This is a genomic window from Streptomyces sp. WAC 04229 (assembly GCF_003947455.1).
Classification (GTDB): Bacteria; Actinomycetota; Actinomycetes; order Streptomycetales; family Streptomycetaceae; genus Streptomyces.
Genome location: NZ_QHJH01000401.1, coordinates 1 through 1117, shown reverse-complemented (window position 1 = coordinate 1117; position 1117 = coordinate 1). Strand labels below are relative to the sequence as shown.

At 70.0% G+C, this 1117-nt stretch carries 1 protein-coding gene; it reads left to right on the top strand.

What is annotated here, in order from left to right; translation table 11 throughout:
* Window positions 1–123 precede the first annotated feature (123 nt).
* Window positions 124–1116, top strand: coding sequence for an IS481 family transposase (locus DMH12_RS38520; protein WP_125495864.1), 993 nt, complete (start codon window positions 124–126; stop codon window positions 1114–1116).
* Window position 1117: the final 1 nt, after the last annotated feature.

The window sequence follows — 1117 nt, the reverse complement described above, 5'->3', positions numbered from 1 at the left end:
TGTACTGCCCAGCCAGGTTGGTCGAGTTTGTGTGACGACACGGTCTGAATCTGTAGGACGGCGAAGGCCTCCGGTTGTGGAGTGGAGCTGTCGAGGAACCGCTCCGCCAACCAGGAGGCCTTCGTGTCTCACGCTAACGCTGCTCTGACGCCCCGTGCACGTCTTCGCCTGGCGCGTCTGATTGTGGATGAGGGATGGCCGGTCGCCCGTGCGGCCGAGCGCTACGACGTGTCCTGGCCCACCGCCAGGCGGTGGGCCGACCGGTACGCCCAATCCGGGCCCGCCGCGATGGCCGACCGCTCCTGCCGGCCTCACCGGAGCCCGGCCCGGACCCCTCAGCCACAGGTCCGCAAGATCGTGCACCTGCGCTGGAAGCAGCGTCTGGGACCGGTCCAGATCGCCGGGCGGCTGGGCATGCCCGCCTCCACCGTCCACGCGGTCCTGACCCGCTGCCGGATCAACCGCCTCTCCCACATCGACCGCGCCACCGGCGAACCGGTGCGCCGCTACGAACACCCCCACCCCGGCGCCATGCTCCACATCGACGTCAAGAAGCTCGGCAACGTCCCCGACGGCGGCGGCTGGCGCTACGTCGGGCGCGTCCAGGGCCGCAGAAACCGTGCCGCCACACCCGGCAAACCCCGCAACAAGTACCGCGGCCCGCTCCTGGGAACCGCCTTCGTCCACACCGTCGTCGACGACCACTCCCGCGTCGCCTACGCCGAAATCCACGACGACGAGACCGCCACCACCGCAGTCGGTGTCCTGAGCCGGGCGGTCGGCTGGTTCGCCGCCCGCGGGGTGAGCGTCGAGCGGGTCCTGACCGACAACGGCTCGGCCTACCGCTCCCGGCACTGGACCCAGGCCTGCGCCGAGCTCGGCATCACGCCGAAGAAGACCCGGCCCTACCGGCCGCAGACGAACGGCAAGGTCGAACGCTTCCACCGCACCCTCGCCGACGGCTGGGCCCTGGGACGCTTCTACTCCAGCGAATCAGCCCGCCGCAAAGCCCTGCCGGCCTGGCTCCATCACTACAATCACCACCGCCCCCACACCGCAACCGACGGCAAACCGCCCGTCACCAGGTTGACCAACGTCCCTGGGCAGTACACCTAGT